This is a genomic window from Pseudomonas sp., assembly GCF_030696055.1.
GTDB lineage: Bacteria > Pseudomonadota > Gammaproteobacteria > Pseudomonadales > Pseudomonadaceae > Aquipseudomonas.
Window position 1 is genome coordinate 1 of the sequence record NZ_JAUYNP010000226.1, and the last position, 25,859, is coordinate 25,859.

28 protein-coding genes and 1 other RNA gene are annotated in these 25,859 nt (G+C 61.6%); 21 read left to right on the forward strand and 8 right to left on the reverse strand.

Features of this window, described 5'->3' with window-relative positions:
* The 10 genes from Q8Q83_RS13320 to Q8Q83_RS13365 form a co-directional block, all read left to right on the forward strand.
* Nucleotides 1-622 (forward strand): type II and III secretion system protein family protein (locus Q8Q83_RS13320; RefSeq protein WP_371132410.1); only part of this gene is annotated, 622 nt, incomplete at its 5' end.
* 25 nt (nucleotides 623-647) lie between these two features.
* Entirely contained in the window at nucleotides 648-920 is a 273-nt protein-coding gene (locus tag Q8Q83_RS13325; RefSeq protein ID WP_305624464.1) for a hypothetical protein, read from the forward strand.
* Nucleotides 921-931: 11 nt separating this feature from the next.
* Nucleotides 932-2,263 carry a TadE/TadG family type IV pilus assembly protein gene (locus Q8Q83_RS13330; protein ID WP_305624465.1) on the forward strand — a complete coding sequence of 444 codons (1,332 nt, stop codon included), beginning with the start codon at nucleotides 932-934 and terminating at the stop codon, nucleotides 2,261-2,263.
* Between the two features lie 10 nt (nucleotides 2,264-2,273).
* Nucleotides 2,274-2,759, forward strand: a complete 486-nt coding sequence (locus tag Q8Q83_RS13335) for a TadE/TadG family type IV pilus assembly protein (RefSeq protein WP_305624467.1) — start codon at nucleotides 2,274-2,276, stop codon at nucleotides 2,757-2,759.
* Complete coding sequence (locus Q8Q83_RS13340) at nucleotides 2,759-3,256, forward strand: TadE/TadG family type IV pilus assembly protein (RefSeq protein WP_305624469.1); 498 nt, start codon at nucleotides 2,759-2,761, stop codon at nucleotides 3,254-3,256. The genes Q8Q83_RS13335 and Q8Q83_RS13340 overlap by 1 nt, the downstream gene beginning before the upstream one ends.
* Nucleotides 3,250-4,467 (forward strand): AAA family ATPase, encoded by a 1,218-nt coding sequence (locus tag Q8Q83_RS13345; RefSeq protein ID WP_305624470.1) that lies wholly within the window; start codon nucleotides 3,250-3,252, stop codon nucleotides 4,465-4,467. The genes Q8Q83_RS13340 and Q8Q83_RS13345 overlap by 7 nt, the downstream gene beginning before the upstream one ends.
* Before the next feature lie 3 nt (nucleotides 4,468-4,470).
* Nucleotides 4,471-5,907, forward strand: coding sequence for a CpaF family protein (locus Q8Q83_RS13350; RefSeq protein WP_305624472.1), 1,437 nt, complete (start codon nucleotides 4,471-4,473; stop codon nucleotides 5,905-5,907).
* On the forward strand, nucleotides 5,904-6,890 hold the full coding sequence (locus tag Q8Q83_RS13355; RefSeq protein WP_305624474.1) for a type II secretion system F family protein: 987 nt from the start codon (nucleotides 5,904-5,906) through the stop codon (nucleotides 6,888-6,890). Before Q8Q83_RS13350 ends, Q8Q83_RS13355 begins: the two co-directional genes overlap by 4 nt.
* A gap of 30 nt (nucleotides 6,891-6,920) precedes the next feature.
* Nucleotides 6,921-7,889, forward strand: coding sequence for a type II secretion system F family protein (locus tag Q8Q83_RS13360; protein WP_305624476.1), 969 nt, complete (start codon nucleotides 6,921-6,923; stop codon nucleotides 7,887-7,889).
* An 82-nt stretch (nucleotides 7,890-7,971) separates the two neighbouring features.
* Nucleotides 7,972-8,931 (forward strand): lipopolysaccharide assembly protein LapB, encoded by a 960-nt coding sequence (locus Q8Q83_RS13365; protein ID WP_305624477.1) that lies wholly within the window; start codon nucleotides 7,972-7,974, stop codon nucleotides 8,929-8,931.
* Between the two features lie 252 nt (nucleotides 8,932-9,183).
* Here the strand turns inward: Q8Q83_RS13365 and Q8Q83_RS13370 are convergent, their stop codons facing one another.
* Complete coding sequence (locus tag Q8Q83_RS13370; protein WP_305624479.1) at nucleotides 9,184-9,462, reverse strand: HU family DNA-binding protein; 279 nt, start codon at nucleotides 9,460-9,462, stop codon at nucleotides 9,184-9,186.
* A gap of 235 nt (nucleotides 9,463-9,697) precedes the next feature.
* On the opposite strand from Q8Q83_RS13370, the gene ffs reads away from it, so the two are divergent.
* Nucleotides 9,698-9,794, forward strand: an RNA gene (gene ffs, locus Q8Q83_RS13375) — signal recognition particle sRNA small type.
* A gap of 221 nt (nucleotides 9,795-10,015) precedes the next feature.
* On the opposite strand, the gene Q8Q83_RS13380 is transcribed toward ffs, so the two are convergent.
* Nucleotides 10,016-10,303, reverse strand: coding sequence for a DUF3509 domain-containing protein (locus Q8Q83_RS13380; protein WP_305624481.1), 288 nt, complete (start codon nucleotides 10,301-10,303; stop codon nucleotides 10,016-10,018).
* Between the two features lie 70 nt (nucleotides 10,304-10,373).
* On the reverse strand, nucleotides 10,374-10,595 hold the full coding sequence (locus Q8Q83_RS13385) for a hypothetical protein (RefSeq protein ID WP_305624483.1): 222 nt from the start codon (nucleotides 10,593-10,595) through the stop codon (nucleotides 10,374-10,376).
* A 461-nt stretch (nucleotides 10,596-11,056) separates the two neighbouring features.
* On the opposite strand from Q8Q83_RS13385, the gene dnaX reads away from it, so the two are divergent.
* The 3 genes from dnaX to recR all read left to right on the forward strand — a co-directional run bounded on the left by dnaX (nucleotide 11,057) and on the right by recR (nucleotide 14,280).
* A complete protein-coding gene (dnaX, locus tag Q8Q83_RS13390; protein ID WP_305624485.1) occupies nucleotides 11,057-13,150 on the forward strand; it encodes a DNA polymerase III subunit gamma/tau in 2,094 nt (697 codons plus the stop codon).
* Between the two features lie 17 nt (nucleotides 13,151-13,167).
* On the forward strand, nucleotides 13,168-13,494 hold the full coding sequence (locus tag Q8Q83_RS13395; protein ID WP_305624487.1) for a YbaB/EbfC family nucleoid-associated protein: 327 nt from the start codon (nucleotides 13,168-13,170) through the stop codon (nucleotides 13,492-13,494).
* 186 nt (nucleotides 13,495-13,680) lie between these two features.
* Complete coding sequence (gene recR, locus Q8Q83_RS13400) at nucleotides 13,681-14,280, forward strand: recombination mediator RecR (RefSeq protein WP_305624489.1); 600 nt, start codon at nucleotides 13,681-13,683, stop codon at nucleotides 14,278-14,280.
* 329 nt (nucleotides 14,281-14,609) lie between these two features.
* Here recR and Q8Q83_RS13405 read toward each other — a convergent pair whose 3' ends face one another.
* Nucleotides 14,610-14,822 (reverse strand): cold-shock protein, encoded by a 213-nt coding sequence (locus Q8Q83_RS13405; RefSeq protein WP_262183764.1) that lies wholly within the window; start codon nucleotides 14,820-14,822, stop codon nucleotides 14,610-14,612.
* On the opposite strand from Q8Q83_RS13405, the gene Q8Q83_RS13410 reads away from it, so the two are divergent.
* Nucleotides 14,821-15,129 (forward strand): hypothetical protein, encoded by a 309-nt coding sequence (locus Q8Q83_RS13410; RefSeq protein ID WP_305624493.1) that lies wholly within the window; start codon nucleotides 14,821-14,823, stop codon nucleotides 15,127-15,129. The two genes, Q8Q83_RS13405 and Q8Q83_RS13410, sit on opposite strands and share 2 nt — an antisense overlap.
* On the opposite strand, the gene Q8Q83_RS13415 is transcribed toward Q8Q83_RS13410, so the two are convergent.
* Together Q8Q83_RS13415 and Q8Q83_RS13420 are read right to left on the reverse strand one after the other, a co-directional pair.
* Nucleotides 15,126-15,554: an organic hydroperoxide resistance protein gene (locus Q8Q83_RS13415; RefSeq protein ID WP_305624495.1), complete on the reverse strand. Its 429-nt coding sequence runs from the start codon at nucleotides 15,552-15,554 to the stop codon at nucleotides 15,126-15,128. The two genes, Q8Q83_RS13410 and Q8Q83_RS13415, sit on opposite strands and share 4 nt — an antisense overlap.
* 201 nt (nucleotides 15,555-15,755) lie before the next feature.
* On the reverse strand, nucleotides 15,756-16,205 hold the full coding sequence (locus Q8Q83_RS13420; protein WP_305624497.1) for a MarR family winged helix-turn-helix transcriptional regulator: 450 nt from the start codon (nucleotides 16,203-16,205) through the stop codon (nucleotides 15,756-15,758).
* A gap of 195 nt (nucleotides 16,206-16,400) precedes the next feature.
* Between Q8Q83_RS13420 and Q8Q83_RS13425 the strand changes: the two genes are divergently transcribed.
* The 5 genes from Q8Q83_RS13425 to Q8Q83_RS13445 all read left to right on the forward strand — a co-directional run bounded on the left by Q8Q83_RS13425 (nucleotide 16,401) and on the right by Q8Q83_RS13445 (nucleotide 22,252).
* Entirely contained in the window at nucleotides 16,401-17,549 is a 1,149-nt protein-coding gene (locus tag Q8Q83_RS13425; protein WP_305624499.1) for an acyl-CoA dehydrogenase family protein, read from the forward strand.
* Between the two features lie 79 nt (nucleotides 17,550-17,628).
* Nucleotides 17,629-18,918 (forward strand): FAD-binding oxidoreductase, encoded by a 1,290-nt coding sequence (locus Q8Q83_RS13430; RefSeq protein WP_305624500.1) that lies wholly within the window; start codon nucleotides 17,629-17,631, stop codon nucleotides 18,916-18,918.
* A gap of 13 nt (nucleotides 18,919-18,931) precedes the next feature.
* Nucleotides 18,932-19,489: a helix-turn-helix domain-containing protein gene (locus Q8Q83_RS13435; protein WP_305624502.1), complete on the forward strand. Its 558-nt coding sequence runs from the start codon at nucleotides 18,932-18,934 to the stop codon at nucleotides 19,487-19,489.
* Between the two features lie 33 nt (nucleotides 19,490-19,522).
* A complete protein-coding gene (locus Q8Q83_RS13440) occupies nucleotides 19,523-20,869 on the forward strand; it encodes a glutamine synthetase family protein (protein ID WP_305624504.1) in 1,347 nt (448 codons plus the stop codon).
* 27 nt (nucleotides 20,870-20,896) lie between these two features.
* A complete protein-coding gene (locus Q8Q83_RS13445) occupies nucleotides 20,897-22,252 on the forward strand; it encodes an aspartate aminotransferase family protein (RefSeq protein WP_305624505.1) in 1,356 nt (451 codons plus the stop codon).
* Between the two features lie 275 nt (nucleotides 22,253-22,527).
* On the opposite strand, the gene Q8Q83_RS13450 is transcribed toward Q8Q83_RS13445, so the two are convergent.
* Nucleotides 22,528-23,409, reverse strand: coding sequence for an SDR family oxidoreductase (locus Q8Q83_RS13450; protein WP_305624507.1), 882 nt, complete (start codon nucleotides 23,407-23,409; stop codon nucleotides 22,528-22,530).
* Complete coding sequence (locus tag Q8Q83_RS13455; protein ID WP_305624509.1) at nucleotides 23,406-24,959, reverse strand: NAD(P)/FAD-dependent oxidoreductase; 1,554 nt, start codon at nucleotides 24,957-24,959, stop codon at nucleotides 23,406-23,408. The genes Q8Q83_RS13450 and Q8Q83_RS13455 overlap by 4 nt, the downstream gene beginning before the upstream one ends.
* Nucleotides 24,960-25,074: 115 nt before the next feature.
* On the opposite strand from Q8Q83_RS13455, the gene Q8Q83_RS13460 reads away from it, so the two are divergent.
* Complete coding sequence (locus tag Q8Q83_RS13460) at nucleotides 25,075-25,797, forward strand: TetR family transcriptional regulator (protein WP_305624511.1); 723 nt, start codon at nucleotides 25,075-25,077, stop codon at nucleotides 25,795-25,797.
* Nucleotides 25,798-25,859 lie beyond the last annotated feature (62 nt).

Here is a 25,859-nt window from a genome sequence, read left to right on the forward strand (position 1 = left end):
CACCGGGCAGGAGGCCGAGTTTATCTCCGGTGGCGAGTTCCCCATCCCGATCACCGAGGATGAGGGCATCACCATCGAGTTCAAGGAATTCGGCGTAGGGGTGAAATTCCTTCCGGTGGTGCTCGACTCGGGACGGATCAACCTCAAGCTGAATGTCTCGGTCAGCGAGCTTTCCAACGTCAACTCGCTGCTGCTGGATACCGGCCTGGACAGCGTGCTGGGTGAAGGGGTGGCGCAGCTTATCCCGTCGCTGACCAAGCGCAGCGCCGAGTCCACCGTCGAACTCGGCGACGGCCAGACCATCACCATCGCCGGCCTGATCAGCGAAAACACTCGCGATTCCCTCAGCCGTTTCCCCGGCCTGGGCGATGTGCCGGTGCTCGGCCATCTGTTCCGCAGCCAGGAGTTCATCAACGGCGAAACTGAGCTGGTGATCCTAGTCACACCCTATATCGCCAAACCTATCGACGCCAAAACGGTGCGGCTACCCACCGAAAAATTCGTCGAACCGAGTGACCTGGATTTTTACCTGCTCGGCAAGACCAAGGGCCGTGAGCCTGGGCGTGCAGTCCCCGTCAGTCTCGGGGTGACCGGCGGCAGTTTTGGCCATGACCTCAATTAGGTGCAACCAGCTGGAGACAACGACCATGAAAGTCATGATTTCTCTTTCGCTGTTACTGCTCGTACTACCCGGCTGCATGACCTACGAAGAGGGCCGGGTCGGTCCGCTGGGTCATAGCGTGTACCAGACCACCTACCAGCAGATCGCCAACAAGGAAGTGGCCGCCAGTCCGGGCACCGACGTTTCGCCCACCGGCACCGATGGCCCGCTGACCGAGAAGGTGTTGGACAGCTTCCGTGGTGTCACCGGTGATGCGGCCCAGGTCGGCCAGCCGATCCAGATCAATATTGGTAACTGAGGGTTACGACTATGAGTCCCCGTCTTCATCGGCCGTTCACCGCGACGCCGGGGCGCCAGCGGGGCGCGGTGATAGTCCTGATCGTGATAGCTCTGGTAGCCATGCTGCTGATGTCGGCTCTGGCGCTGGACGGCGGCCATATGCTGTTGAACAAGACGCGTCTGCAGAACGCTGTGGATGCCGCTGCCTTGAGCGGCGCCAAGACCTTGAGCAAGGTATTGGATAGCGGCAATGCCTCCAGCCTGACTCGGGATGCCGTGTTGAATACGCTAACGCTCAACGCCAACGCTTCGGGTAACGGCGAGCTGGCTGAGGCGGTCGATGGCAACATCGCTGGCTTCACCGTGGTGGAGCTGGCCGCCAGCGTCTATGGCCCGTTCTCCTATCCTGGACCGCTGAATTCCAGATATGTGCGGGTAACGGTGCCGAGCTATCCCCTAGCCGGGTTCTTCTGGAACTTCGCCCAGGCATTCGGCGATGGCAACCTGGGCGCTAAGCAGGTAGCGGCTATTGCCACCGCCGGCCCTAGCCCCACCAGTCCCTGCGATATAGTGCCCATGATGGTCTGTGGCGACCCCAACCAGTACGACCCGGAGAATGGGATGTTCTGGGGCTACCAGTTTGGCGATCTGGAAGTGCTGAAAAGCGCGGCCGGCAATGAGCCGGCAATAGGGCCTGGTAACTTCCAGTTGATCCGCCTGGGCGACGACGCCGGCGCGGCGGATATCCGCGCCGCCTTGTGCGGGGGGACCAACCAGTGCAATACGGTGGGTGAGGAGGTTGAGACCGAACCGGGTAATCAAGTGGGCGCGGTGGCCCAGGGGCTGAACACCCGCTTCGGTGTGTACAACGGGCCAGTCAGCGCCCAAGCCTGTCCGCCGGATCTGGTGGTTAGCTTCAGCTCGCCGAAGATGACCTACGACGACAGCACCTCGCCGCCGCAGGTGCAGTACCAGGGACAGGAGGTCACCTCCAATAACGGCGATCTGTCCACCTCCGCCGAGGCGCTGCTCGACTACAACGACTGGAAGCAGAGCGTCGCCAATTGTCCCGGTGGCTGCGAGGCCAATGGGGTCTTCGAGCGGCGCATGCTCAATATCGTGGTGGGTAATTGCGATGGCGAGTCTGGTGGGCAAACTTCGGTGCCGGTGCTGGGCTTCGGCTGCTTCTTCGTGCTGCAGACGGTGAGTCAGCAGGGCAACCAGGCGCAGATCTTCGGCCAATTTGTCAAGGAGTGCCAAGGCGACAACGTCCCAGGCCCTACTCCGACTGTGGGACCGCAGGTCATCCAGCTGTACAAGACCTATATCGACAATACTCGGACGCCGAGCACTGACTCCTAGGAGGTATGTGATGAGCTGTCATGCCTTCAAGCGGACCCAGACCCAGCGCGGGGTAGCCATGGTGGAGTTCGCCATCGTCCTGCCGTTGCTGCTGCTTATGCTCCTGGCCGTCGGTGAGTTCGGCCGTATGCTCTACCAATACAACAGCTTGCTGCAGGCCAGTCGTGACGCCAGTCGCTTTGTAGCGGGCAAGGCCTGGAACGCTACCCTTGGGCAGATAGAGTTGAGTGGAGACCTGCAGACCCAGACGAAAAACGTCGCGGTTTATGGCGTGCCTTCCAATCAGGCTGGTTTCCCCCCGGTGGTGTCGGGGCTGACCACCGCGGACGTGGCGGTGTCTTCGGTGGGCGCTGAGCATGTGCAGGTAAGCATCACCTTCACCTTCTGCCCGGTGATCGGCAGCGGCAATTGCGGGGGTTCCATTCCGGGCTTCTTCGGTGATGCGATAGCCCTGAACATTCCGCTGGTCGCGACCACCATCATGAGGGCTTTGTGATGAACAGAAAGCGCATGCAGGGGGTGTATGTGGTGGAGTTCGCCATCATCGGCCTGCTGCTGTTCACCCTGCTGTTCGGAGTGCTGGAAATGGGCCGCCTGTATTTCACCGTTGGCACGCTTAACGAGGTTGCTCGGCGTGGCGCGCGCCTGGCGGCGGTGTGCGACATCAGCGACCCAGTGGTCTTGCGCCGGGCGATTTTCAACGCTGCAACCGACAGCGGCGCTAGCGACCTGATCAGTAGCCTGGAAACCGCAGACCTGAGCCTAACCTACCTGGACGAGAACGGAGCAATAGTAGCCAACCCTAATGACAACGGCAGCGGCTTCAGCTCGGTGCGTTATGTCCAGCTCAGTATCGTAAATTTCAGCTTCACGTTGTTGATCCCTGGATTCGGTGGGGGAATCACCCTGCCGGCGTTCAGGGCGACCCTTCCCCGTGAGAGCCTCGGCCGTCATGCCGAGGCGGGTGTAGTACCGGAGATCACGCCATGTTGAAGTCCAGAGAAGCCCCCGTATCCACTTCTTCCAGCAAGCAGGGGTTGCGTCTATTGATCAGCAGCCGCGATGCCGCGGCTTTGCATCATCTAGAAACCATCACCCAGCGTATATCCAGCTTGCAGGTGAGCACCCGCCTGGTGAGCAATGGGCATACCGACCCCCTTTACGGGCTGGAGCAGATGCCAGACTTCTTATTGCTGCGGGTCAGCCACCTGTGGCGCGAGGAACTGGCGGCGCTGTTGCAACGCCCCGCGCATGAACGCCCACCGCTGTTGGTATGTGGCCCGCTGGACGAGCGCGAGGGCATGCGCCTGGCGATGCAGGCCGGGGCCCGCGACTTTTTGCCGGAGCCGGTGGCGGCCGAAGAACTGCTGACCGCCTTGAGCCGTATGCTTATGGAAACCCGCACCAGCAGCAGTACTAGCGGCAAGCTGGTGGCGGTGATGAATGCCAAGGGCGGCTCTGGCGCGACCCTGTTGGCCTGTAACCTGGCCCACCAGCTCAGTGCCAAGGGCAAAACCCTGCTGTTGGACCTGGATCTGCAGTTTGGCAGCGTGGCCCATTACCTCGATGTGCTGCCCACCCACAGCCATGTCGAGGTGCTGCAACAGATCGACGATATGGACAGCGTGGCGCTGCGCGGCTTCTGCAACCACTTCAGCCCCACCTTGCATGTGCTGGGCGGTCGGGAGAACGAGCTGTGCCTGCCCTTGGATGTGCGCCTCGAACAACTCGAGGCCTTGTTGCAGCTGGCGCGCAGCACCTATGACTGGGTGGTGGTGGACCTGCCGCGGCAGATCGATCACCTCACCGGCACCACCCTGGAACAGGCCGACCGGATCTACATAGTGGTGCAGCAGAGCCTCAGTCACCTCAAGGACGCCAGCCGCCTGGCGCGCATTCTGCGCGATGAACTGGGGGTGCGAGGCGAACATCTGCAGGTGGTGGTCAACCGTTACAACAAGGCGGCGCCCATCAGTTTGCACGATATCGGTGTTGCGCTGCGCTGCACGGAGCTGCAAAAGCTGCCCAATGACTTCATGGTGGTCAGCCAGAGCCAGAACACCGGGGTGCCCCTGGACCTACAGGCACCGCGTGCGCCTATCACGCTCGCTCTGCATGAGTTGAGTCAGGAGCTGGTCGGTCACCAGGCGGACGCCGAGCAAGGCATGTTGAAGCGCGCCTTCAGCCGTTTATTCGGGGAGTGAAGCATGCTTAGCGAATTCCGTAACCGCCTGCGTCAGCAGTCCGCCAAGCCTGATGCTGCGACGTCTGCCGAGCAGGATGCTAATGGGGCCCCGGCTGAGGCGATGCTGGCCTGGGAGCATTCCGCACCGAGCGAGCTTTATGAAACCAAGAGCCAACTCACGCCGATGGAGATCGAGTGGCGAGAGCGGATTTACCAGCAGTTGCTCAAGGTCATGGATCTGTCGCTGCTGGACACGCTGGAGCCTGCCGATGCCGTGCGGCAGATCCGCGATATTTGCCAGCGTTTGTTGGATGACCATTCCGCCCCGGTGAGTGCCGCCAGCCGCCAGCTGGTCATCAAGCAGATCACCGATGAAGTGCTCGGCTTAGGGCCACTGGAGCCGCTACTGGCCGACCATAGCGTGTCCGACATCCTGGTCAATGGGCATGCCTCGGTGTACGTCGAGCGCTTCGGCAAGTTGCAGAAGACCGATGTGCGTTTTCGCGACGACCAGCATTTGCTGAATATTATCGACCGCATCGTTTCCAACCTGGGCCGGCGTATCGACGAGTCCTCGCCGCTGGTGGATGCGCGCCTGAAGGACGGCTCGCGGGTTAACGCCATCATCCCGCCCCTGGCCATCGATGGGCCGAGCATATCGATCCGCCGCTTCGCGGTGGACTTGCTCAATACCGACAGCCTGGTGCAGATGGGCACCCTGACTCCGGCCATCGCCCTGATGCTCAAGGCCATCGTCCGCGGGCGGTTGAATGTACTGATTTCCGGCGGCACCGGCAGCGGTAAGACCACCATGCTCAATGTGCTGTCCAGCTTTATTCCGCATAACGAGCGCATCGTCACCATTGAGGATTCGGCCGAGCTGCAACTGCAGCAACCCCATGTGGTGCGCCTGGAAACTCGCCCACCGAATATCGAGGGGCGCGGCGAGGTGGGCCAGCGCGAGCTGGTGCGCAACAGTCTGCGCATGCGCCCGGACCGCATCGTTATCGGTGAGGTGCGCGGCGCCGAGGCGCTGGACATGCTGACGGCGATGAATACCGGCCACGACGGCTCGCTGACCACCATCCACGCTAACACCGCGCGTGATGCCCTGGGGCGGGTCGAGAATATGGTGTCCATGACCGGCGCGACTTTCCCGATCAAGGCCCTGCGCCAGCAGATCGCCTCGGCCATCGACGTGGTGATCCAACTGGAGCGTCAGGAGGATGGCAAACGACGCCTGGTCAGCGTGCAGGAGATCAACGGCATGGAAGGTGAAATCATCACCATGACCGAAATTTTCTCGTTCGTTCGGCGCGGCATGGGCGAACACGGCGAAGTACTCGGCGAGTACCGACCCACCGGCATGGTGCCGGCCTTTCGCGATGTGATGGCCAAACGCGGTATCGAGCTGCCTCTTAATCTGTTCCGCCCGGAATGGATGGAGGGGCAGTCATGAGCCAGATCCCCAGTGAGTTCATCCTGGCCTTTCTCGGTATGGTGTTCACCGCGGTGTTCCTCCTCAGCCAGGGGCTGGTGGTGCCGGTGTTTGGCGAGGCGAGTCGGGTGCGCAAGCGGATTCGTGCTCGACTGCACGTAGTCGAGCGGGCCAGCAACCTGCCGAATATGCAGACGGTGCTGCGCCAGAAGTACCTGAAGCGCCTGTCGCCACTGGAGGTCAGCCTGGAGCAGTTACCCGCCATGGAGGCCCTGGCGCAGATGATCGAGCAGGCCGGGCATAACTACCGCGCCTACCGGGTTCTGTTGCTGGGGCTGGTTCTGGCGGCGGCGGCGGGCATTCTGCTGTGGTTGTTCACGCAACTCTGGTGGGTGGCGCTGCCGGTGGCCTTGGCGGTGTTCTGGGTGCCGTTGCTGAAGTTATCTCGCGACCGCGGCAAACGTTTCGCCCAGTTCGAGGAGGGCCTACCGGATGCTCTGGATGCCATGTGCCGTGCCTTGCGTGCCGGGCATCCGTTCAACGAGACGCTGCGCCTGGTAGCCGAGGAGCATAAGGGCGCGGTGGCCCACGAGTTTGGCCTGACGTTCGCCGATATCAACTATGGCAATGACGTGCGCCGGGCCATGCTCGGCCTGCTGGAGCGGATGCCGAGCATGACGGTGATGATGTTGATCACCTCGGTGCTTATCCATCGCGAGACCGGCGGCAATCTGACCGAGGTGCTGGAACGTTTAAGTAGCCTGATTCGTGGGCGCTTCCGCTTTCAGCGCAAGGTCAAGACGTTGTCGGCTGAAGGAAGGATGTCGGCTTGGGTGCTGGTATCTGTTCCCTTTGTACTGACCATACTGATTATGGTTACGACTCCAGAATACATTCCTATATTGATCAAGGAACCGGTAGGCCAGAAGCTCGCTACAGCGGCTTTCGGTGCCATGGTGGTGGGGATTTTCTGGATACGTAAAATCATTCAGATTCAGGTTTAAGCTGCATCAGCTGTCGATGAGGTATGCGCTATGGACTATCTGCTAAGTCTGATCCATCGAGTGGTGGGCGACGAGGAGCTGGCGCGTTTATTGTTCGTCGGCGCCATCGGTTTGAGCGCCGTACTTGCTGCTGCCACCCTGGTATTGCTGGTGTTGGGCTTGCAGGATCCGGTGCAGCGCCGCCTTAGCCTGATTAAGCGCGGCCATGCCGGAGGCGGGTATGGGGCGGAGGCGCCAAGCAACCTGCAACTGATGCTGGAGCAGGTGGGCCAGCGCTTCACCTCCGGTGAACAGGGGCAGGCTTCGACCACCCGAACCCTGTTGGCGCATGCGGGTTATCGCACGCCCGCCGCGGTGCAGATGTACTGGGCGATCCGCCTGCTGTCACCGCTGATACTGTTGGGTCTTGCGCTGCTGGCGGTGCCGTTTATCCCGAAGCTGTCCCTGTTCATGGGCATCGCGCTGGTGATTGCGACGGTCGGTGTGGGCTGGCTGGCGCCGGCCATCTATGTCGGCAAGCGTAAAGAGGCTCGGATGACTCGGCTGCTCGTAGCCTTCCCCGATGCCCTAGACCTGATGGTGGTTTGCGTGGAGTCGGGCCTGGCCTTGCCCCAGGCCATCGAGCGGGTGGCCGACGAAATGGCGGTCAGCCAGCCGGAGTTGGCCTTGGAGCTAGCCCTGGTCAATGCGGAAATCCGTGCCGGTATCCCCAGTGCCGAAGCGCTCAAGCACCTGGCCGAACGCACCGGGTTGGAGGACATTCGCGGGCTGGTTAGCTTGCTGGCGCAGAGCATTCGATTCGGCACCAGTGTCGCCGCGACCCTGCGTATCTATGCCGAAGAGTTTCGCGACCGGCGTACCCAGCTTGCCGAGGAGAAGGCGGCGAAAATCGGCACCAAGCTGATATTCCCACTAACCTTGTGCCTGTGGCCGAGCTTTTTCCTAGTGGCCATAGGTCCTGCACTTATTGGGGTGTTTAAAGCATTCGGGAAGCTATGACATGAATAGGATTGGTCCGCTGGTAGCCATAATGGCCGTGTTGTCGGGGTGTCAGAGCATGGGGCCGGAGAAAGCTGGGGAAGTGAATAGCCGATCGGGCCTCTACAACGGTAGCCGCTCCGTGCTCTATCAGGTGCAGAAGGACATCAGCTCGCCGGAACAGGCCATGCAGATTGCCGATGCGGCCTACCAGGCAGGGGATCTGGACCAGGCGCTGTATCAATACCTGCGTGCCATAGAACTGGACCCCAAACGTTACGATGCGCTGGTGTGGGCCGGGCGTATTCACCGGGAGCGCGGCAACCAGCAGTTGGCCGAAATGGCGTTCGCCGATGTGCTGAACAGCGCTCCAGATAACCTCAATGCGTTGACCGAGATGGGGCTGCTGAATCTGGCCATGCGTCGCCACGACGGAGCCGTGGAGATGCTCGGCAAGGCCGTGGGTCTGGACCAGAAGCGTTTGGGGGGCTCTGCGGCTGAAGCTGGACCGGTCGATGTGGCGAGCCTGAAGGTGGATAGTCAGTCCCCTCTCAAGGTTTACAACGGCCTTGGGGTGCTGGCTGACTTGCGCAACGATTTCCCCAAGGCCGAGGCTTATTACCGACTGGCCATACAGATCGACCCGCGTTCGGCCCTGGTGCAGAACAGCCTGGGCTATTCCTACTACCTGGCCGGGCGTTGGGAGGAGGCCGAGCGCGCTTATCAGCAAGGCATGGCTTACGACTCCAACTACAAACCTTTGTGGCGCAACTACGCTTTACTGCTGGCGCGCACGGGGCGTTATGAGGAAGCGATCTCTGCCTTCGAGCAGGTCGAGAACAGCGCCGAGGCCAGCAATGATGTCGGCTATATCTCGCTGATCGAAGGCAAGCTGGATGTGGCCGAGCAGTTCTTCCGCAGCGCGATCGAGCAGTCTCCGGCGCATTACGATATGGCCTGGGAAAACCTCAACCGGGTTCAGCAGATCAGGCGGATTCGTCAGATGGGTGGTAAGCCGGACTCAGTTGCCGTCGCCCCACAGGATGAACCTGTAGCACAGTGAGCAGGTGGATGCCGGCGGGTTTGTATGGGGAGGGGCTTTAGTCGCGAAGCTTTTGAGTTGCAATCTCGGGTATGGCCCGCTTCTTCAGGGTATGCAATGTTCGAGTCTCTGTAGGAGCCAGCTTGGGCGAAGGGGCGGTGCGGCTGCAAAGCTTAGCGAGCAAGCTCGCTCCTACAGGTTTTCGCTGTCGCCCTATCGTCCAGCAGCGCAGCGGACACCCCGCTTTCTATGCGTTGACGCTGCTGACGTCGATCAGTTAATGGCGTCGCTCAGCGCTTTGGCGGGAACGTATTTGACGACTTTCTTCGCGGCGATTTCGATGGCTTTGCCGGTCTGTGGGTTGCGGCCGGTGCGGGCTGGACGCTCGCTGACTTTCAGCTTACCGATGCCAGGCAGAGTGATTTCGTCACCGTTTTCCAGGGCGTCACTGACGATCTCGCTAAGTTGTTCGAGCACGGCGCGAATGGTGTTTTTCGGAGTGTCGGTGGCTTCGGCGATATCGCTGATCAATTGGTCTTTGGTCATGGCCATGTTGTTGCTCCTTGAATGAAGGCTAAGTGTTTTGCAAACCGCGCACAGGGTACTGCGAATTTCTCCGTGCGGCACGACTTGGAGGCGGTCGCGAGCTGTTGCGGATTCGTCAGCCAAGCGAAAATTCCCTTTCGCCAGGGTTTTGCCGCGCTAAGTGCTTGAAGCAGTTGTAAGTTCAATTCAAGCCGGTACAATGGCGCGGCTCGCTGCAAGGCGGGTAGCGTTATGGTGGCCCTGCCGGTCCCCCCGCAACGATCAGCCGTGAACCCGGTCAGGCCTGGAAGGGAGCAGCCGCAGCGGTGACATTGTGTGCCGGGGTGTGGCTGGTGGGGTCGCCTCCATCTTTAGACCCGTTCGGGTTGTCTTGAAAAACCATCCAGTGATCTCTGCGCCAAGCTTGCGGCTCTTCGCGGGCCGAAACTTATCGTGCGCAATAAAAAATTGCCTGGAGCCATTTTTAACGTCGCGTAGCGACGGCCCGTAGGGTGGCCGCCAGGGATGGCAGGCCATAAAAAGCCCCGCCGTTCGGCGAGGCTGTTTTCAGGGCTGCGCTTCAGGCTGGGTGGTAGCTGAGCACGCTGTCCTGTTCTTTCAGCGCTTTGCGCATATCTGCCGGGATGCTGCCGGAGCGCACGGCCAGCTCCAGGCGGATATCCTCGAGGCTTTGCGCAAAGGCTTGTGCGTCAGTGCGTTGGGCTGCGCTAAGCACGCGGCTGTAGGCGGTGACATCAGCAGCGTCGAGCAGGGAGAGCACGATGCCGCCATCTGGGCGCGGTGGGCTGAAGGTTACACGCAAGGGGGCGAACAGTTGCTCGACGAGTTGCTGATTAATGCTATCCATGACCTTGCTCCATCCTGGGGGTGATTGGTTCAGACCCCGAAATGGCTGAATGGTTCGCCTGTTGGCTCGGTCAGGCCGCCAGCGATTGGCGGGCGCGCTCGATCACTTGCTGCAAGTGAGCGCCGCTGTATTGGCCGGGATACAGGCGCTGGCTGTGCTGGGCAATGCCCGCGTGATTGACGATGGTGAAGCTGAAGCTGCCTTTGCGGGCGGCCATGATTCGGCAATCTAAGGGCGCAAATGCGCTGGCGAGGGTGCGAATGGCATCCTGAATTTGGTGTTGAGTATGCATTTTTTGGGTGTTCCTAAAACAACGTGCGCATCATTGCGCTGAATAAAGCTCCAGGCTGTCGACCAAGTGGTCGGTGCATGTATCAGATCGGAGCGGGACTGCGCGCAAAAGTTCCCAGTATGGGTTTTCTGCGGGTCGGTACTTCGGAGGCGGGCTGAGTCAGCGCTTGCGCGAGACGGCCAGATCAGTCAGCAGGTTGGGGTCGTGGCAGAGAGCTGTACGGCATCGCTTGATGGGGCGGATGCGCTCTTTACCTGGATACCAGCGAGGGGGCCAGAAGGCCTAATTGACTTACAGCGTGGTACTAACGCGGCGGATAGTAAGTGGTTGGCTATTATTTAGCCAGTTAAATTTTCACCCGGCAGTCTGCCTGGCTATTACTGGGTGGTCGGTCGGATGCAATTTGCCCCATGCTCCGTTAGGATTAGCCCACTTTAGCTTTCCTCTCGTGACGGGTTTCGATGAGTTATCAGGTTCTTGCACGCAAGTGGCGTCCGCGCTCGTTCAGCGAAATGGTTGGCCAGACCCATGTGCTCCGGGCGCTGATCAACGCGCTCGATAGCCAGCGGCTGCACCACGCCTACCTGTTTACCGGTACCCGCGGGGTGGGTAAGACCACCATCGCGCGGATCATCGCCAAGTGCCTGAATTGTGAAGCCGGGATCAGCTCGACGCCTTGTGGCGTTTGTTCTGTGTGCAAGGAGATCGATGAGGGGCGCTTTGTCGACCTGATCGAGGTCGACGCCGCCAGCCGCACCAAGGTGGAAGACACCCGCGAATTGCTGGATAACGTGCAGTACTCGCCGAGCCGCGGACGCTTTAAGGTCTACCTGATCGACGAAGTGCACATGCTCTCCACCAGCTCGTTTAACGCCTTGTTGAAGACCCTGGAAGAGCCGCCACCCCACGTTAAATTCCTCCTGGCCACTACAGATCCGCAGAAGTTGCCGGTTACTGTGCTCTCGCGCTGCCTGCAGTTTTCCTTGAAGAATATGCCGCCGGAGCGGGTGGTCGATCACCTCGGCCATGTGCTGGCTGCGGAAAATATCCCCTTTGAAGCTGATGCGCTGTGGCTGCTCGGCCGCGCCGCCGATGGCTCCATGCGTGATGCCTTGAGCCTGACCGACCAGGCGATTGCCTTCGGTGAGGGTAAGGTATTGGCCGCCGACGTGCGCGCCATGCTCGGCACCCTCGATCATGGTCAGGTCTATGGCGTGCTGCATGCCTTGCTGGCGGGCGATGCGCGCGGCTTGATCGAGGCCGTGCGCCATCTGGCCGAGCAGGGGCCGGACTGGAATGGCGTGCTGTCGGAGATGCTCAACGTATTGCACCGCGTGGCTATTGCCCAGGCCTTGCCCGAGGCGGTGGACAACGGCCAGGGCGATCGTGAGCGAGTGCTCGAACTGGCCCAGGTGCTGCCTGGCGAAGACGTGCAGTTCTATTACCAGATGGGCCTGATCGGCCGGCGCGATTTGCCCCTGGCGCCGGACCCGCGCAGCGGCTTCGAGATGGTGCTGCTACGCATGCTGGCGTTCCGCCCGGCGGATAGCGACGCTGTACCCAGGGTGGCGCTAAAGCCGCTGGGGATTAGTCAGGCCACTGCTGATCCCGCTTCCAACCCAGTGGCCGGCGCGGCTATGGCTGCGCCGGTCGTTGCGACTGTGGCTGCGCTCGCGTCAGCACCAGCCGTTGCCATGCAGCCTGTGCCGGTAGCGACGCCTATTGCAACTGCGCTGCCTCAGGCCCCTGTTGTTAGCGAAGCTCACGCTCCTGTTGAGCCAGAGCCCGCCATACCGCTTGCTGCGCCACCGATTGCAGCCGCACCGGCTCAGACGCAGGCTGCTGCCGAAATTGTGGACCTGCCCTGGGAAGAGCCGGCCGGCCCTGTGGTCGTCGAGGTGGCAGAGGTGCCAGTCGCGCCACCTGTATCTGCCGAGTCACCGGTACTTCAAGCGCCGCTTGAAACCGCAGTACCGCAGCCTGTCGAGAGTGCGCCGCCAGTCGATGCGGAGGATGATGAGCCGCCTCTGGGTGACTACGACTATGTGGAGATGGACGCCGAGTCGTTCGACTATGATTTTGACGCGGCAGAGGCCGAGCAATCTGCCGAACCGGACGTTCTGCCGGCTGCACAGCCCGCTACTGGCCTGGCTGCCGACTGGTTGGAGCTGTTCCCCAAGCTGGGGCTGTCGGGCATGACCGGTAGCATTGGTGCCAACTGCACCTTGATGGCGGTGGAAGGTGACAACTGGCTGCTGCACCTGGACCCAGGTCACAGCGCCTTGTTCAACACCACCCAGCAACGCCGCCTGAATGACGCCCTCAATCAGTACCATGGGCGTGAGCTCAGCTTGCAGATTGAGTTGTGCAAGCCCGAACAGGAAACCCCGGCCCAGGCGGCTGCGAGCAAACGCGCCAACCGCCAGCGCGAAGCTGAAGCCGCGATCCATAACGATCCGCTGGTACAGCAAATGATTCAGCAGTTCGCCGCGGTGATCCGCGCGGACAGCATCGAACCCCTGGATATTTCAATCGATACTCCAGTTAACCCCTGATTACCGAGGACAACACCATGATGAAAGGTGGCATGGCCGGCCTGATGAAGCAGGCCCAGCAGATGCAAGAAAAAATGCAGAAGATGCAGGAAGAGCTGGCGAACGCCGAAGTGACAGGTCAATCCGGTGCCGGCCTGGTCAGCGTGGTGATGACCGGTCGCCATGACGTCAAGCGCGTCAGTCTGGATGACAGCCTGATGCAGGAAGACAAGGAAATCCTCGAAGACCTGATAGCCGCGGCGATCAATGATGCGGTGCGCAAGGTCGAGCAGAACAGCCAGGACAAGATGTCCGGTATGACGGCGGGGATGCAGCTCCCTCCTGGCTTCAAAATGCCCTTCTGATACGGGGCGTCCAGCCAGCGCACATGACTGCGTTGCCAGCAGGCACGGGCATGCTCATTTACAGCCAGTAAACTCCGCTGCCCATGCCTGCCTGCGCCTTGCCCTGCACGCTGTCTGATCACCCCTGGGTCGTTGGGGTGTGCCAATCAGTCAAAAGCTAAGTCTTAGTTGCCATCGAGTATCCCCATGAGCTTCAGCCCGCTGATCCGTCAACTGATCGACTCCTTGCGCATCCTTCCGGGTGTGGGGCAGAAGACTGCCCAGCGCATGGCCTTGCAGATGCTCGAGCGCGATCGATCGGGTGCCATGCGTCTGGCGCAGGCGCTGACTCAGGCGATGGAGGGGGTGGGGCACTGCAAGCAGTGCCGCAGCCTGAGTGAGGATGAGGTATGCCAGTTGTGCCTCGATCCGCGCCGCGATGACAGCCTGCTCTGCGTGGTGGAAGGGCCGATGGATGTGTATGCGGTGGAGCATACCGGGTATCGCGGGCGCTACTTCGTGCTCAAGGGGCATCTGTCCCCGCTCGATGGGTTGGGGCCGGAAGCCATTGGCGTTCCCGAGTTGTTGGCGCGTATCGCCGCCGGCAGTTTCAGCGAAGTGATACTGGCCACCAACCCGACTGTGGAAGGCGAGGCGACCGCGCATTACATCGCTCAGCTACTGGCCAATAAGGGCCTAATTGCCTCGCGTATCGCCCACGGCATGCCGCTGGGAGGCGAGCTGGAATTGGTCGATGGCGGCACCCTGGCCCACTCGATTGCCGGGCGTCGGCCGATTCAGTTGTAAGTGCGCGACTACCGCTAGCCCTGTGCCGAGCTCAATTTTCGCGAACGACACGTCGCGGCTTTTCCCCTGTCTGCGCCTGAATAGATGCAGCGTCGGGTTTCCGCTATCGCTTATTTGGGACGGCCAAGATCGCGGCTGAGCGACATCTTGTCGAGACCTATTGGTGCGGGGGATTAGCGGAGATCAAGCGGCAAGCCGGTGAGCTGTGCGAGAGGGCGTAGCGTCTTTTTGCGGCGAAACTTATTGGGGTTGCTGAGCGCTTTAGCTGTTTAGTCGCCACAAAGAATAAGCCCCGCATCTGCGGGGCTTATCTTGAACAGGTCAGAGGCTTAGGCCACCTGAACCTCTTCAGCTTGCATACCTTTCTGACCACGAGCGGCCACGTAGGTAACGGTTTGGCCTTCTTTCAGGCTTTTGAAACCGTCGCTCTGGATTGCTTTGAAGTGCACGAACAGATCATCGCCGCCGTTAGCCGGGGTAATGAAGCCGAAGCCCTTCTCATCGTTGAACCATTTGACGGTGCCAGTTTCGCGATTAGCCATGATGTTTCTCTTAAATCGATACGAATTGCGGTGCCTGAAAGCTCATAGCACCTATGCGGTTTTGCTGATAACTGCTGTTCAGCTTGAGCATTCTAGGCCGTTTTTACGCCGCGTGCTGGTATTGCCGTTAATTCATTGTGTTTTTGTCGCAGGTAAGACGTTATTTCTTGCTCTGGCCAGACCGCACAGGGGCGTTGCGCTGCGCTGGGAAGCTTTTATCGCCGCCCCGCTAGCTGAGCGAGGCGGCTTGGGCTCTGGCTATTGCGCCAATAGTCACTGGCTGGCCAGTGGCGAAATCTGGAGCTAATCGAGCAGGGTCAGGGTTACGTCGATATTGCCGCGGGTGGCGTTGGAGTAAGGGCACACCTGGTGCGCACGTTCGATCAAGGTCTGTGCTTGGGTGCGATCCATGCCTGGCAGGCTAATGCGCAGTTCGACTTCGATACCGAAGCCGTTGGGGATGGCGCCGATACCGACCACGCCTTCGATGGAGAGGTCGGCGGGGAGCGCCAGCTTGTCGCGGCCGGCGACGAACTTCATGGCACCGATAAAGCAGGCCGAATAGCCGGCGGCGAACAACTGCTCGGGGTTGCTGCCCTGGCCACCGGCCCCGCCGAGCTCTTTCGGGGTGCTCAGGGCGACATCGAGTACGCCGTCTGAAGAGATGGCGCGGCCGTCACGACCACCGGTGGCTTCTGCGTAGGCGCGGTATGCAACGTGTTCAATCGACATTTTAAATTCCTCTAAAGGCTGTAAGTGGCGACCTGTTCGGCAGGCTCTGCCGAACAGCAGTGTTCCGAATATTTAGCGCTGCAGTAAAATATTGCGCGCTAACTAATTCGATGGGGCGAACTCTATTGCGCACGTGTTATGCGCGCAAGTAAAATAATCGAATCTTTAGCGATAAAGGCCAAGGTTTTTTGTCATAAGCGCTTAGATGGTCTGTTGCAGGCTGCTACGCAGTTCGAGCAGCTGCTCTTTGAGGGCCAGCAACTGTTCAAGCGGCTGGCCGCTGGCCGCAACTATGCAGTTGGGAATGTTTTTCGCTTGTTCGCGCAGGGCGCGGCCCTTGTCGCTGAGATACAGCTCGACGACCCGCTCATCCAGGCTGCTGCGGATGCGCTTGAGTAGGCCCTCGGCCTCCAGGCGTTTCAGCAGAGGCGTCACAGAACCCGGATCGGTCAGCAGGCGTGCGCTGATCTCGCCCACTGTGATGCCATCGGTCTCCCACAACACCATCATCGCCAGGTACTGCGGATAGGTCAGGCCGAGGGCTTGCAGCAAGGGTTTATAGACCTTGGTCATCAGCAGCGAGGTGGAGTGCAGGGCGAAGCACAGCTGGTTGTCCAGTTGCAGTGCAGGGCAGGTGTCGGGCTTGGCCATGGCGGACTCGGGCAGCAAGAAAAAGAGCGGTTAATTTAGCGCGCCAACTACCTCCATGCCAATTGAATGCAGGCCTGCTTCTGCACTCCGCTAAGGAGGGGCAGCGTCCTATCGTCCTGGTATATGGCGTAATTCTCGCCTTGTAAGCCAAGCAAGCGCTTGGTAATTTCCTTGAAACCTCAGCGGGAATACCTTATGGCTGCCTTCCAGGACTATTTCGACGACTCCCACCAACTGGTCCGCGATTCGGTGCGGCGTTTCGTTGAGCGCGAGGTCCTGCCGCATATCGATGATTGGGAGGAGGCCGAGGAGTTTCCCCGGGAGCTCTATCTCAAGGCCGGCGCCGCGGGCATCCTCGGCATAGGTTATCCGGAGCAATTCGGCGGTAGCCATGAAGGCGATGTGTTCGCCAAGGTGGCGGCCAGCGAAGAGCTGATGCGCAGCGGCTCCGGCGGTCTGGTGGCGGGGCTCGGTTCCCTGGATATCGGCCTGCCGCCCATAGTCAAATGGGCAAAGCCGTCGCTGCGCGAGCGGGTGGTGCCGCAGGTACTCTCCGGCGAGAAGATCATGGCGCTGGCGGTGACCGAGCCCTCCGGCGGCTCCGATGTGGCCAATCTGAAAACCCGAGCGGTGCGCGATGGCGACTTCTACCGCGTGAGCGGCAGCAAGACCTTTATCACCAGCGGCGTGCGCGCCGACTACTACACGGTGGCGGTGCGCACCGGCGGTGAGGGTTTCGGCGGCGTCAGCCTGTTGCTGATCGAGAAGGGCACGCCGGGCTTCAGCGTCGGCCGCAAGCTGAAGAAGATGGGCTGGTGGGCCTCGGATACCGCCGAGCTGTTCTTCGATGACTGCTTGGTGCCGGTGGAAAACCTGATCGGCGCGGAGAATATGGGCTTCGCCTGCATCATGGCCAACTTCCAGGCCGAGCGTCTGTCTCTGGCGCTTATGGCCAATATGACCGCGCAGCTGGCGCTGGAGGAGTCGCTGAAATGGGCACGGGAGCGCGAGGCGTTCGGCAAGCCGATCGGCAAGTTCCAGGTGCTCAAGCATCGCCTGGCCGAGATGGCCACCCAGTTGGAGGTGTCGCGCGAATTCACCTACCGCCAGGCGGCGAAGATGGCCGCAGGCCGAAGCGTGATCAAGGAAATCTCCATGGCCAAGAACTTCGCCACCGATATCGCCGACCGCCTGACCTATGACGCGGTACAGATCATGGGCGGCATGGGCTATATGAGGGAAAGCCTGGTGGAGCGCCTGTACCGCGACAGCCGCATCCTGTCGATCGGCGGCGGCTCGCGGGAAATCATGAACGAGATCATCAGCAAGCAGATGGGCTTGTAGGACGACAGTTGCTTGCCCGCATGAAATTATTGCTGTAGCTTTTCATGAAATTACATAAATGTAATTTCATGAGGCTTTGATGTTCAAGCAATCCCAGCAGCATCTGGATACCTACTACGCCCACAGTTGCCGTGACCAGCTGCGTGAATACGCGCCGCTGCAAGGCGCGCAGCGCTATGACGTAGCGGTGGTGGGTGCCGGTTTCAGTGGCTTGCACACGGCGCTGCGTCTGGCTCAGGCCGGCAAGCGCGTGGTGCTGCTGGAGGCTAGCCGGGTGGCCTGGGCCGCATCCGGGCGCAATGGCGGCCAGGCGATTCTCGGTTGGTCCTGCGATATGCCGCCGCTGGAGCGGGCCCTCGGCCTGGAACGCGCACGCCGCCTGTGGGATGGCATGCGCTGGGCCGCCGATGAGATCCGCGCGCTGCCGCAGCGCCATGGCTTCGACTGCGACTACCGCGCCGGCCATCTGTGGACCTCGGTGATGCCGCGGCGGGTGGCCATGCTGCACGAGTGGCAGGAACATGCCGCGCACAAGTGGGGCCATGACCAGCTGCAATTTATCCCCCGCGAACAGCTTGGCAGCTGGGTGGCCAGCGAGCGCTATCAGGCTGGTCTCTATGATCCTCTGGGTGGCCATCTCAATCCGCTGAAATTGGCCCTGGGCCTGGCCGATGCTTTCCAGCGCGCCGGCGGAGTGATTCACGAGCAGAGCCGGGTGCTCAGTTATCACCGTGGGGCTGATGGCTATCACCTCACTACCGCCGCCGGCAGCGTGCAGGCCGAGGTATTGGTGCTGGCCTGCAATGCCTATATCGACAAGCTGGACCCGCAACTGGCGGGGCGCATCCTGCCGGTGGGCAACTACCAGGTGGCCACCGCGCCGCTGGACCCGGCCCAGGCCGAGGCGTTGTTGCCGCGCAACAGCTGCGTCACCGACAACCAGTTTGTGCTGGATTACTTCCGCCGCACCCCGGACCACCGCCTGCTGTTCGGCGGCGGCTGCACCTACCTGGGCGGCCTGCCCAAGGATATCGCCGCGGCCACCCGGCCCTTTATCGAGCGGGTGTTCCCGCAACTGGCCGGGGTGCCCATCGAGTTTTCCTGGGGCGGGCATCTGGATATCAGCCTGCACCGCACCCCGGATATCGGCGGTGCGGACAACCGTTACTGGCTGCAGGGCTATTCCGGTCACGGTGTGTTGCCGACCCTGGCGGCGGCAAGGGCGGTGGCGGATGCCATTCTCGGCGACGCCGAGGAGCTGGAGCTGTACCAGAGCCTGCGCAATCCGCAGTTCCCCGGTGGCGAGTTGCTGGCCGCGCCGCTGGAAGCTGCGGGCAAGGCCTGGTACCGCCTACGTGACTTTATTTGATTCGGGAGCTGTCATGGACAAGCAAGAAGAAATGGCTGCGTTGGCCATCCTTATCCACGACCTGCGCAAGCACAAGAAGATGACCCTGAGCGACCTGGCCGAACGTATCGGCCGTTCGGTGGGCTTCCTGTCCCAGGTCGAGCGCGGCCTGTCGCGGCCGACCGTGGCCGACCTCACCGCCATCAGCGAGGCGCTGGATGTGCCCACCACCTATTTCTACAGCCTGGGCAAGCCCCGCGCGCTGCGTTGGGTCACCCGCCCGGGCGAGCGGCGCACCCTGTATTTCGCCGACGGCATCACCGACATCCTCACCTCACCGAATATGCACGGCGCCTTCAATATGCTCGAAAGCCTGTTGGAACCCGGCGCCAGCAGCGGCGAGCGGCAGATGAGCGACCGCTCCGAACAGGGCGGCTATGTGCTCGAAGGCGAGCTGTGCCTGTGGCTCGGCGAGGACGAGGAGTGCGCCACCCTGTATCCGGGCGATGCCTTTCAGGTCGCCAGCTATGCCCGTTTCCGCTACGCCAACCAGAGCGACAAGCCCGCCCGGGTGCTCTGGGTTTACAACTGATTTGCCACACCCCCTGACCAAGGATTTATAACAATGACAGCCTCCAGTACCGACCTGCTCAATGAGGTCCGTGCCTTCCGCCAACGCCATCCCGAGGTGCGTTTCGTCGACTTGATCTGCCTGGACATTCCCGGGCACTTCTACGGCAAGCGCTACCCCATCGAGATGCTGGAGAAGGTCGCCGCCGGCAGCGCCCTCAAGCTGCCGCAGAACTGCGTACTGCTGGGGGCCCAGGGCGGCCTCTATGAAATCGGTGAGTACTGCTTCCATGACGGCGACCCGGATGCACCGCGGCGCCTGATTCCCGGCACCCTGAAGCCGGTGACCTGGGAAAATCAGCCCCTGGGGCAGATGCTGATCAGCTCAGACGGCACCCATGCGCCCATCGAATTCGAGCCGCGCGAAGTGCTGGCCAAGGTGGTCGAGCGCCTGGCGCGCAAGGGCATTCGCCCGGTGGTGGCCTTCGAGCTGGAGTTCTACCTGTTCGACAAGGCGCTCAAGGAGGGCCTGCCGCAGTTCCCCCGCGACGCCTTGAGCGGCGACGCCGACGATCAGCCGAATATGCATATCGAGCGCCTGTCGCGTTTTAGCGAAGTGCTCGATGACATGACCGAGACCGCCCGCGAGCAGGGCATCGAGGCCACGGTGATTACCGCCGAACTGGGCCCGGGCCAGTTCGAGATCAACTTTGCCCACTGCCATGATCCGCTGCAGGCCGCCGACTGGTCGGCGCTGTTCTGCCGCAGCACCCGCGGTGTGGCGCTCAAGCATGGCCAGCGCGCCAGCTTTATGGCCAAGCCCTATCTGCAATATCCGGGCAGCGGCATGCATATCCACGTCAGCCTGTACGACGAAGCCGGCCACAACCTGCTGGCCAAGGAGCAGCAGCAACCGCTACGCCATGCCGTGGCCGGTTGCCTCGATCTGCTGCCGCAGCTGATGCCGATCTACGCGCCGAATCACAACAGCTACCGCCGCTTCGGCGCCATGGTCAACTCGGCGAGCAAGGCCAGCTGGGGCTATGAAGACCGCGACGCCTGCGTGCGCATTCCCGAATCCGATGAGCGCAACCTGCGCCTGGAGTTCCGCCTGCCCGGCGCCGACGCCAACCCTTATCTGGTTCTGGCGGCGCTGTTGGTCAGCATCGAGCAGGGCCTGGAGGCGCGCCGCGAGCCGATCGCTCCGCTGAATGACGACCGCGCCAGCGGTATCGACTTCCCCAAGGACATGCTCGAAGCCGTGCGCCAGATGCGTGACAGCTCGGCGGTGAATGCAGGCCTGGGCGAGGAATTCGTCATGGTCTATTGCGAGAACAAACGCCAGGACCATCTGGCCTTTTTGAATGAAATTAATCAACGCGAATACCGCTGGTATCTCTAATACCGCTGGTATCTGTAAGGAGGGGCTATGAACAACCCGAAAACCGCTCAATGGCAGGCCATGAGCCGCGACCATCACCTGGCGCCGTTCAGCGATTATCAGCAGCTGAGCGACACCGGCCCGCGCATCATAGTCCGGGGTGACGGCGTATATGTGTGGGACAGCGAAGGCAACAAGATCCTCGACGGCATGGCCGGGCTCTGGTGCGCCGCCATCGGCTACGGTCGCGATGAGCTGGCCGACGCCGCCAGCAAGCAGATGAAAACGCTGCCGTTCTACAACACCTTCTTTATGACAGCCCACCCGCCGGTGCTTGAGTTGGCCAAGGTGATCGCCGAGATCGCGCCCAAGGGCATGAGCCACGTGTTCTTCACAGGCTCAGGCTCGGAAGGCAACGACACCATGCTGCGTATGGTCCGCCACTACTGGGCGATCAAGGGCCAACCGGAGAAGCAGGTGATCATCAGCCGTATCAACGGCTACCACGGCTCCACCGTGGCCGGCGCCGCGCTGGGTGGTATGGCCGGCATGCACGCCCAGGGCGGCACGCTGCCGGGCATCGTGCATATCCCGCAGCCGTACTGGTTCGCCGAGGGCGGCGACAAGACCCCGGAAGAGTTCGGCATCTGGGCCGCCGAGCAGCTGGAAGCCAAGATCCTCGAAGTCGGCGTGGACAAGGTCGCCGCCTTTATCGCCGAGCCGATCCAGGGCGCCGGTGGTGTGATAGTGCCGCCGGAAACCTACTGGCCGAAAATTCGCGAGATCCTCGCCAAGTACGACATCCTGTTTGTCGCCGACGAAGTGATCTGCGGTTTCGGTCGCACCGGCGAGTGGTTCGGCAGCGACTATTACGGCAACACCCCGGACCTGATGACCATCGCCAAGGGCCTGACCAGCGGCTACGTGCCCATGGGTGGCCTGATCGTCAGCGACAAGGTGTTCGATGTGATCAAGACCGCGGGGGACTTCAACCACGGCTTTACCTACTCCGGTCACCCGGTGGCGGCCGCGGTAGCCCTGGAAAATATCCGCATCCTGCGCGACGAAAAGATCATCGAAACCGTGCGCAGTGAAACCGCGCCCTATCTGCAAAAGCGCCTGCGCGAACTGCTCGACCATCCGCTGGTGGGTGAAGTGCGTGGTGTCGGCATGCTCGGCGCCATCGAGCTGGTCAAGGACAAGACCAGCCGCGCCCGCTATGAAGGCAAGGGCGCCGGCATGATCTGCCGCGGTCACTGCTTCAACAACGGGCTGATCATGCGTGCCGTGGGTGACACCATGATCATTTCGCCGCCTTTGGTGATCAGCAAGGCCGAGATCGACGAACTGGTGGAAAAGGCGCGGCTGTGCCTGGATCTAACCCTGGCCGATTTGCAGAGGTAACAGATCGGCTGCGCGGCATTTGCTAAACGCATAGGGCCGGCATTTGCCGGCCCTATGCGTTTTAGATTCGTAGGGTGGGTTAGTGGCGCCGAACAGGGGTTGAGTGGCAACTGCGGTATAGGGGCGCCACGTAACCCACCAAGCGGTAATCGCCTATCACTGCTTGGTGGGTTACGGCGCCAATGACTAAGTAGTAACAGATAGCCCGTGCCCAGGCGCCCCACCCTACAAAAGCTGCCTTCTGTACCCTATGCGTTGGCGCGTCCGGCTGACGTTTATTCGGTTACTTCAACGGCCTTGGCCTTGGCCTTGGGCGCAAAGCGCGCGGCCAGGCGCATGGAAGCGGTGACCAGACGCTGGTAGAAGGCCGGCCACAGGCGCTGCATGGCGTCCAGGGCGTAGGCGTCCGGGCCGATCAGGATGCGCCGCTTATTCGCCAGAACGCCATTGATAATCACCTGGGCGGCCTTCTCCGGGGTGGTGCGCAGCAACTGGTCGTTAAACTGCTGGCGCGCCTGGTCGGCATCCTGGCCGGTGACGCTGCTCAGGCTGGCGTGCATTCGCGCGGTCTTGGCGATATTGGTCCTGATCCCGCCGGGGTGCACGCAGCTGGCGGACACCCCTACGCCTGCCATATCCAGCTCCTGGCGCAAGGATTCGGTAAAGCCGCGCACGGCGAATTTGCTGGCGTTGTAGGCGCTCATGCCCGGTTGGGAAAACAGCCCGAATACGCTGGAGACGTTGATGATATGACCGCTGCCGGCCGCCTTGATATGCGGCAGAAAGGCCTTGCTGCCGTTGACCACGCCCCAGAAGTTGATAGCCATGATCCATTCGTAGTCGGCGTAGTCGTTGCCTTCCACCGTGCCGCCCTGGGCTACGCCTGCGTTGTTGAAGATGGCGTTGACCCGGCCATGCTCGGCCACCACCTGCTCGGCCCAGGCGTGCACGGCCTCGCGGTCGGCGACGTTGACCAGGGTTTCGCTGACCTTGACCCCGAGCTTGCGGGCTTGCGCTGCGGTTTCCGCCAGGCCCTCGGCGTTGACATCCGCCAGCGCCAGTTGGCAACCCTGGCGGGCCAGGCCGTAGGCCAGGGCGCGGCCGATGCCGGAGCCGGCGCCGGTGATGGCCGCTACCTTGTTTTCGAACGACTTCATGCGCTGGCCTCCTGGGCGGTGAAGGTGATGGCGCTGCTTTGCGCCGGATGGGCCGCGTGCTTGCGGCTGAAGTGATAGGCGGCCGGGTCGAAGTTGCGCGTCAGCAGGCGAAAGCGCCAGGTAAAGCCGGGCCATACCGTGCAGTTACGCCCGCTGACCGGGTGCAGGTACCAGCTCGTGCAGCCGCCGGCGTTCCACACGGTATTGCCCAGGCTGCCCTGCAGCTTGGCGTTGAAGCTGTCCTGCACCGCGCGTTTGACCTCCAGGCTCTGCAGCTGCTGCTGATTGATCAGCTTGAGCGCGCCGAGCACGTAGTGGATCTGCGACTCGATCATATAGACCATGGAGTTATGCCCCAGCCCGGTGTTCGGCCCCATCAGGAAGAACAGGTTAGGGAAGCCGGCGGTCAGCGTGCCCTTGTAGGCTTGCGGACCTTGCGGCCAGGTGTCGAGCAGGTCGACGCCACCACGGCCAAATACCACGCCGCGCGGTAGCGGGTCGCTGGGGGTGAAGCCGGTGCCGAAGATGATGGCGTCGATATGGCGTTCCTGGCCGTCCACGGTGCGGATGCTGCGCGCGCCGATTTCGGCTATGCCGTCGGTGATCAGCTCGACGTTGGCCTGGGTCAGGGCTGGGAAGTAGTCGTTGGAGATCAGCACCCGCTTGCAGCCCATCAGGTAGTCCGGGGTGACCTTGGCGCGCAGCAACGGGTCCTGAATCTGCTGGTTGATGTACCACTTGCCGACTTTCTGCGCGAGCGTCATCACCTTGGGCAGCATGGCAAAGCCGATCACCCGGCTTTCCAGCAGGGCGTAGATGGCCCCGCGCCAGAGTTTCTGCAGCAACGGGAATTGCTTGAAGCGGTTGCGCTCGCGCTCGCTGATGGCGCGGTCCGGCTTGGGCATGATCCAGGGCGCGGTGCGTTGATAGAGGTCGAGCTGGCCCACCTGTTTCTGGATCTGCGGCACGAACTGGATGGACGATGCGCCGGTGCCTATCACCGCCACCTTTTTACCCGTCAGGTCGTAGTCGTGGTCCCACTGCTGGGAGTGGAACAGCTTGCCGGTGAACTGCTCCAGGCCGTTGAGGGCCGGAATAGACGGGGTGGACAGCGCGCCCATGCCGGACACCACGAACTGCGCGGTATAGCTGTTACCGGCGCTGTCACTGAGCTGCCAGAGTTCCTGCTGCTCATCCCAGGCGATGCGCTTGATTTCGGTATTCAGCTGGGTGTGGTTGTGCAGGCGGTATTTTTCCCAGCAGCCTTCCAGGTAGCCCTGGATTTCCGGCTGCTTGGCGAACATGCGCGTCCAGTTGGGGTTCTGCTCGAAGGAGAAGGAGTACAGGTGCGATTGCACGTCGCAGCCGCAGCCCGGGTAGTTGTTCACCCGCCAGGTGCCGCCGACCCCGGCCTCTTTCTCGAACAGCAGGAAATCGTGCTCGCCTTGCTGCTTGAGGCGGATGGCCATGCCCAGGCCGGAAAAGCCGCTGCCGATAATGGCAACCTTGCAGTGACGCACAGAACCTGCGGGTGAAACGGACGCATTCATGGCCAAGCTCCTGTTATGCATATTGCTGGCGTATACAGCTGTATACCAAGGTAGACAGTTGTATACTCGCCAGCAAGAGTCACCCAGACAAACCAACTTTTAGGTAGGGTTCGTTATGCAAGCGGATAGCGGCGGCGCACAACAGGCAGGGGAAAGGCTCAGCGAGGCCCCGGGGAAACGGCTGCTGCTGGAGGCGGCATTGCGCCTCACCTCGACCGGCCGCAGCCTGAGCACCCTGGGCCTGCGCGAACTGGCGCGGGAGGCCGGGCTGAATCCCAATACCTTCTACAGGCACTTCAAGGATGTCGATGACCTGGGCCTGACGGTGATACGCGAGATATCCACCCAGCTGCGCCAGCCGCTGCGCGACCTGCGCCGCGAGGCCGCCGAGCGTGCCGTGCAGAGCGCCGAGCAGAGCGCGGTCCAGCTGTTTGGTATCGACCTGGCGCGAGGGCGGCGGGTCTGTCATGAGACGGTGCAGCTGTTCTTCGCCTTCGTCGGGGAGAACCCCGCGGCCTTTATTATCGGTGTGCGCGAGCTGCATGGCGCCTCGCCTGTGCTGCGCGCGGCGCTGCAGGCGATCATGGATGAGTTCGGCGCCGATATGGCCGAGGATATCCAGGCCTTTCAGCTGCTGCCGGAGATGGTCGAGCCGGCCGTGGTGCTGCAGGTCTCCAACCTGATCAGCCGTAACCTGTTTCAACTGTCCCTGGACTATATCGGCCAGCCCGAGCGCCGCGCCGCTATCTGCGCCCTGGCCGAGGAGCAGGTGGTCATGCTGTTTACCGGGGCCAGCGTGCTGCAGGGGCTGGGTCAGCTGAAATTGCCGGTGAATTAGACAGCCGAGCTGATACCGGTCAAAGACTCCTGGCGGCGTCCGGCTTATGCTGGCGGCGCCCG